The following is a 6,438-nucleotide window of genomic DNA, read 5'->3' as shown; positions in this document are numbered from 1 at the left end:
CAGAAACAAAGCTACTGAATATACATAAAAACAGTAAAATAACTTAAATCTAAACAGGCAGAAGCATTATCTAAAACTACAACAATCATAAAAACCTAGTAATTACACTATGTGACACCCCAAGGTGTGAAATGTGGGTTAGATGTTAAGTAAGTCGGCGCAATAAAACCAAACTGTGTTATGAAAAGTAAATAAGGCTCAAACTCTTTCTCTCCCTGCTCCCTGCCCCCAGCAAGAACTGCCTTATCCCAACAATAATTATTTACGCCGACCTACTTATGCGGTTCAGGATAAATTGAGCCTTCATGTCTAGAAGAACAAAAAAGTATAGAATTATACTTTAATCGCTAACTCAATTTTAACAAAAAATAAAAAATCAGGCTCTTTTTAAAATCGGAACCTGAAAAACTATCAAGAAAATGAAATTTTATTAAAATATTTTATGATCAACTGCTCTTAGAAACAAAGAAGGCAACTAGAATCAAGCCGCCAACCAAAACTGTAGCGGCCATTCCTAGAAAAATGTAAGTTCGCTTTTGCCCTTGCGTAGGAGGTTCTGCTTGATAAATCTTCGGTTCCTTAGCAAAATTATTCAGGCGACCGCCTTCTTCGGTTGTGTAGGGCATGAATTAATTCCTTTATCTTTTCTTTATTGTTCATTTAATGTTACATAAATGTTAGTTTTGCTCTGAAACTGTTAGACAAATCGTTACATTGGGGATTGGGGATTGGGCATTGGGGATTGAGGATTGGTTATTCCCGTTGTCTCCCTTGTCTGTCTATTCCCCATGCCCCATGCCCCATGCCCCATTCCCCATGCCCTAACTAGTAATCGTCCCAGTCAGAGGTGAACTAGGGCTGGCGTAGTCTTTGATAGGCATTCTGCCAGCAAGGTATGCTAAACGACCGGCAACTGTTGCTAAATTCATGGCACGAGCCATTACTGCCGGGTTTGGAGAAAGTGCGATGGCACTATTAATCAACAAAGCGTCTGCTCCCAATTCCATTGCCTGGGCGGCTTCTGAGGGTGAACCAATTCCGGCATCTACCACCACTGGTACACCCGCATTTTCGATGATGATTTGGATGTTGGCGGTTGTTTTTAGTCCTTGTCCAGAACCAATCGGCGATGCTAAAGGCATTACTGTAGCACAACCTACTTCTTCTAAACGCTTGGCTAACATGGGGTCAGCGTTAATATAGGGCAATACTGCAAAACCTTCTTTAACTAATTGTTCTGCGGCTTGCAGCGTCCCAATTGGATCTGGGAGTAAATATTTAAGGTCAGGTATTACTTCTAACTTTACAAAATTATTATCTTCCTGCCCTAACAATTTTGCCATTTCTCGCCCCAAACGCGCCACCCGAATCGCCTCTTCAGCAGTTTGGCAACCTGCGGTATTAGGCAACATCCAGATTTTTGTCCAATCCAAGGCTTCAGCTAAACCTTCATGTCCGGGGGCCTTGGTTTGTACCCGTCGTACTGCCACGGTGACAATCTGGCAATCACTGGCGGCGATGCTTTGCTGCATTTCTTCAATGCTGCGATACTTCCCAGTTCCTGTCATCAAGCGGGATTGGAAGGTTTTGCCAGCAATAATTAATGGGGAGTGGGGAGTGGGGAGTGGGGAATAAGGGGATATAGCAGGATGATTCCCGTTGGAGAAATTGGCAGAGTGAGTCAGCATTGGCGTGGAGGTAGATGGCTTGGACTGGAAGCGCGAATAGTGAAAATCAGCAAGTAGAGGGTCAGACTTTTGTTCTAAGATGAAATCGGCAATCAAGGCGGCTGTTACGGGTGCAAGTAGAATCCCGTTACGGTAATGACCAGTAGCAAGGATTAAATTTTGACAGTGGCTTGTGCCAAGGATGGGCAACTCATCGGGAGTTGCTGGGCGAAATCCCCACCAGAATTCTTGGATGGGATAATGTTTGAGTTGGGGATACAGCCGGATGGCAGCTTGTAATAGTGTTTGAATGCCGTCTGGGGTGTTGTTGGGGGTGAAGCCAACGTCTTCGCTGGTTGCGCCAATAACAAGGCGATCGCGTCTTGGTACGATGTAAATATCCTGCCCAAACAAAACCCGCTTCAAGGGCAATTCCGGCGTAATTTCTGGTATCCGCACACTCAGCATTTGTCCTTTTCTGGGACGCACGGGTACTGGTAACAATTCATTTGACCAAGCACCTGAAGCTAAAACATAGTGTGCGGCGCGAATTATTCCAGCATTGGTTTGCACGCCAACCACTTGCCCTTGCTGCTGTAAAAATGCTTCTACTGTAATACCGTCTTTGAGTTCAACACCAACAGACTCAGCCGCCGTCCACAATACGCGAGCTAGAGCCTTATTATCAACTTGTGCGTCTTCAGGATACCACCAGCCACCAACTACCTCTGCTCCTAATCCTGGCTGATATTGATGAATTGCCTCTTTGTCTAACCAGTAAGCTGGGGATGAGGGGGATGAGGGGGATGAGGGGGATAAGGGGGATGAGGGGGATGAGGGGGATGAGGGGGATGAGGGGGATGAGGAAGAATTTACTTCCCTATCTCCCCCTACTCCCTCATCTCCCCCTGCCCCCTGCCCCCCTGCCTCTTGAAAGACGGGTGCGAGGATACCACAGGAACGGTAGCCAGTATTTGAGCCAGTTAGTTCTTCTAGTTTGCGCGTCCAGTCGGGATATAAAGCACGCGATCGCCAACACAATGAACGCATTGCCCCATTAGGGATTTTTTCTGCATCTGGTGCTAACATCCCAGCAGCAGCGTGGGTAGCAGCAGTCTGAAAGTCACGACAAAGCACGGTGACACTTGCCCCGCGCAGTTTTAGCTCAATGGCGATCGCTAAACCAATAACGCCGCCACCAATAATTACAATCTCACTAGTCATTAGTCATTAGTCACTAGTCATTAGTCATTAGTCATTAGTACATGACTAATAACTCATAACTTATAACTTATAACTCGTAACTATAGACGGATCTATCGTTACCACAAGGCGCGAATTGGTTCGTTGCCTTGATTTGTATTGCTGGGCGTATTTGTTTGTGAAGAATCTGTATTGTTGTCTGTTGTAGTGTCAGCAGGTGATGTTGAGTCATCAGAAGGATTCTGAGCAACGTTACTCCTGTTGTCAGGTCTTGGGGCTACAATAGTGCGTCTGTTTGCGTTTGTTTCGGTTGTTTCATTTCCTTCAGTTGCAGTTTCTTCATTCTTGCTGCCAGCACTGCTATTAACATTGATATTAGCTGGGAGGACTTGTGATTTTTTGTCACTGGGAGTGTTAGCGGTTTGTACTCCCATAGGAAAGTTGATGCCCAGTAATGTACCAAGCAGAATGGCTAAACCTCCAGCCATTAAAATTAAGGGTGTCCATCTACCCATCTTGTCTTACTCCTTTTTAACCTTTTGGTGTCCACACTATTCGAGAACCTTGTCCCCAAAATCCATCAAACTTTGTCACTTTCACATCGCCTAAAACTTGAGTTTGACTGTTCCTTAGCAAGTTTGTTGTAAGAGAATGGGGAGGAAGCGAACGTCGTGCTCGATCACGCCAATTCGCTGCTGATATTTCGCTCTCTACCTTAACCGCGCAGGTTCCGCAACTGCCAATGCCCCGACAGTTTATTACCTTAGCACCGTCATTGTAGAGGTCAATACCATTTTGCAGCAAAATTGTTCGGAGATTGCTTTTGCTTACGCACTCAATTGTTTTACCTTGAGCTAGTACCTTAGGCATTTTTTAATTGCCAAACTGGCGTTTTGTTGTATATTGACACATTGCCTCGAAAGTTGTCTCGTCGGTCCCAGTTTTATGACCACAAATTCTTCACCTCAACTTTGGCTCTATGACACTACATTACGAGATGGCACTCAGCGCGAGGGGCTATCAGTATCGATAGAAGATAAGTTACGCATTGCTCGTAGACTCGATCAACTGGGAATTCCTTTCATTGAAGGCGGTTGGCCTGGTGCCAATCCCAAGGATGTACAATTTTTCTGGCAACTCCAAGAAGATCCGCTAAAACTTGCTGAAATTGTGGCTTTTTGTTCGACTCGACGCCCCAATTCCACTGCTGCAACCGAACCGATGCTACAGGATATTTTGGCTGCGGGGACTCGCTGGGTAACGATTTTTGGCAAGTCTTGGGATTTACATGTCACAACAAGCCTCAAGACGACATTAGAAGAAAATTTGGCGATGATTCGTGACACGATTGAGTACCTGCGTTCTCAAGGGCGTCGCATTATCTACGATGCCGAACATTGGTTTGATGGCTACAAGCACAATCGAGATTATGCTTTACAGACATTAGAAGCTGCGATCGCATCTGGTGCTGAATGGCTAGTTCTTTGTGATACCAATGGTGGCACTTTACCCCATGAAATTAGCCAAATTGTTCAAGATGTCATTAGTCATTTGTCATTAGTCATTTGTCAAGAACCAATGACCAAGGACAAAGGACAAAGGACAATCCCTCAAATTGGAATTCATACTCATAACGATTCGGAAATGGCGGTTGCTAACGCAATAGCCGCCGTGATGGCAGGGGCAAAGATGGTACAGGGGACGATTAACGGTTACGGTGAACGTTGTGGGAATGCTAACCTCTGTTCGTTAATTCCCAATTTACAATTGAAGCTGGGTTACAGTTGTATCACAGAAGACCAGCTAACACAACTTACACAAGCTAGTCGTTTTGTTAGTGAAGTGGTCAACCTCGCGCCAGATGAACACGCTCCCTTTGTAGGACTTTCGGCTTTTGCCCACAAGGGCGGTATTCATGTATCAGCCGTGGAACGTAATCCCCTGACTTACGAACACATTCAGCCGGAACAAGTCGGCAATCATCGCCGCATCGTGATTTCTGAACAGTCTGGACTTAGCAATGTTTTAGCCAAAGCCCGCAGTTTTGGAATTGACCTCGATCAACTGAAGGCTCAAGCCAAGCAAATTCTCCAGCGCCTCAAAGATTTGGAGAGTGAAGGATTTCAATTTGAAGCGGCAGAGGCCAGTTTTGCGCTTTTGATGCACGAAGCTTTGGGAGATCGCCAGAAGTTTTTTGAAGTCAAAGGTTTTCAAGTCCACTGTGACTTGATTAAGGAGAAAGAAACTAGCAATGCCTTAGCTACGGTCAAAATAGCTGTTGACGGGAAAAATATTTTGGAGGCGGCGGAAGGTAACGGCCCCGTGGCAGCTTTAGATGCGGCTTTACGCAAGGCTTTGGTGAATTTTTATCCCCAAATAGCAACCTTTGATTTGACAGATTACAAAGTGCGGATTCTTAACGGACATACGGGTACTGCGGCGAAAACCCGTGTGTTGGTAGAGTCAGGCAATGGTCGTCAACGCTGGACTACAGTAGGAGTTTCCACCAACATTTTGGAGGCTTCCTATCAAGCGGTGGTGGAGGGATTGGAATATGGTTTGTTATTGCACTCTCAAGCAGAAGCAGCTTTGAAAGCTTCTAGTTGATAAAAGTTACTATTTAGTGTATTGGAAGTTACATGAGAACCTAGTTGTAACTAGAGGTAATTCCAGCTTCTAAATTACCTCTAGCTAACAGAAAAATAGCTTTGATATAGTTATGGCAATTACTCACTCTATGCTTAGGCGGTTCGTTTAAACAACCTAAACTCTAACTAGTGCGATCGCTCACCGTATTTGCGACAGCACCACGATAAAATTCTAAAACTATAATCGTACTAAAAGGTTTAAATGGCAGAAACACTATTCTTCAACGCCTTACGGGAAGCCATTGATGAAGAAATGGCGCGTGATTCCAGCGTATTCGTTCTCGGTGAAGACGTCGGACACTACGGCGGTTCCTATAAAGTTACCAAAGACCTGTACCAAAAATATGGCGAACTCCGCATTTTAGACACCCCCATTGCCGAAAATAGCTTTACCGGCATGGCAGTCGGAGCAGCAATGACAGGGTTGCGTCCCATCATTGAAGGCATGAATATGGGCTTTTTACTGCTCGCCTTCAACCAAATATCCAACAACGCTGGGATGCTTCGCTATACTTCTGGCGGTAACTTTAAAATTCCGATGGTAATTCGCGGTCCTGGCGGTGTCGGACGGCAGCTAGGCGCAGAACATTCCCAGCGACTAGAAACTTACTTCCAAGCTGTGCCAGGGTTGAAAATTGTTGCCTGCTCCACACCCAGAAACGCTAAAGGACTATTAAAATCTGCTATCCGCGATGATAATCCAGTCTTGTTCTTTGAACACGTTTTGCTTTACAACTTGAAAGAAGATTTACCAGAAGAAGAATACTTGCTACCTCTGGATAAAGCAGAAATGGTGCGTGAGGGAAAAGATGTCACAATTATTACTTATTCCCGAATGCGGCATCATGTGCTACAAGCAGTAAAAACTCTTGAAAAACAAGGATATGATCCAGAAGTTATTGATTTAATAGTCCTTTAGC

At 44.9% G+C, this 6,438-nt stretch carries 5 protein-coding genes and 1 pseudogene; 2 read left to right on the top strand and 4 right to left on the bottom strand.

Translation table 11 applies throughout. The features are described 5' to 3' along the window. Nucleotides 1-446 precede the first annotated feature (446 nt). From LC574_RS20955 to LC574_RS20940, 4 genes are all read right to left on the bottom strand, one after another. Nucleotides 447-626, bottom strand: coding sequence for a photosystem II assembly protein Psb34 (locus LC574_RS20955; RefSeq protein ID WP_229455399.1), 180 nt, complete (start codon nt 624-626; stop codon nt 447-449). A gap of 195 nt (nt 627-821) precedes the next feature. Further along, nucleotides 822-2,891 (bottom strand): thiazole synthase, encoded by a 2,070-nt coding sequence (locus tag LC574_RS20950; protein WP_229455398.1) that lies wholly within the window; start codon nt 2,889-2,891, stop codon nt 822-824. Nucleotides 2,892-2,989: 98 nt separating this feature from the next. After that, nucleotides 2,990-3,385, bottom strand: a complete 396-nt coding sequence (locus LC574_RS20945) for a hypothetical protein (RefSeq protein ID WP_229455396.1) — start codon at nt 3,383-3,385, stop codon at nt 2,990-2,992. A 16-nt stretch (nt 3,386-3,401) separates the two neighbouring features. After that, nucleotides 3,402-3,740 (bottom strand): 2Fe-2S iron-sulfur cluster-binding protein, encoded by a 339-nt coding sequence (locus LC574_RS20940; protein WP_229455394.1) that lies wholly within the window; start codon nt 3,738-3,740, stop codon nt 3,402-3,404. Nucleotides 3,741-3,815: 75 nt separating this feature from the next. On the opposite strand from LC574_RS20940, the gene cimA reads away from it, so the two are divergent. Both cimA and LC574_RS20930 read left to right on the top strand, forming a co-directional pair. Further along, the gene (cimA, locus tag LC574_RS20935) at nt 3,816-5,477 is read left to right on the top strand and encodes a citramalate synthase (protein WP_229455393.1); all 1,662 of its coding nucleotides are present in this window, start codon (nt 3,816-3,818) and stop codon (nt 5,475-5,477) included. A gap of 243 nt (nt 5,478-5,720) precedes the next feature. Continuing rightward, nucleotides 5,721-6,428 (top strand): annotated as a pseudogene (locus tag LC574_RS20930) (transketolase C-terminal domain-containing protein); the annotation flags it as partial. Nucleotides 6,429-6,438 lie beyond the last annotated feature (10 nt).

This window comes from Nostoc sp. CHAB 5715, from assembly GCF_020829685.1.
Classification (GTDB): Bacteria; Cyanobacteriota; Cyanobacteriia; order Cyanobacteriales; family Nostocaceae; genus Nostoc.
Note: the sequence above shows the minus strand (reverse complement) of the source record. Positions and strands in the feature narration are given on the sequence as shown.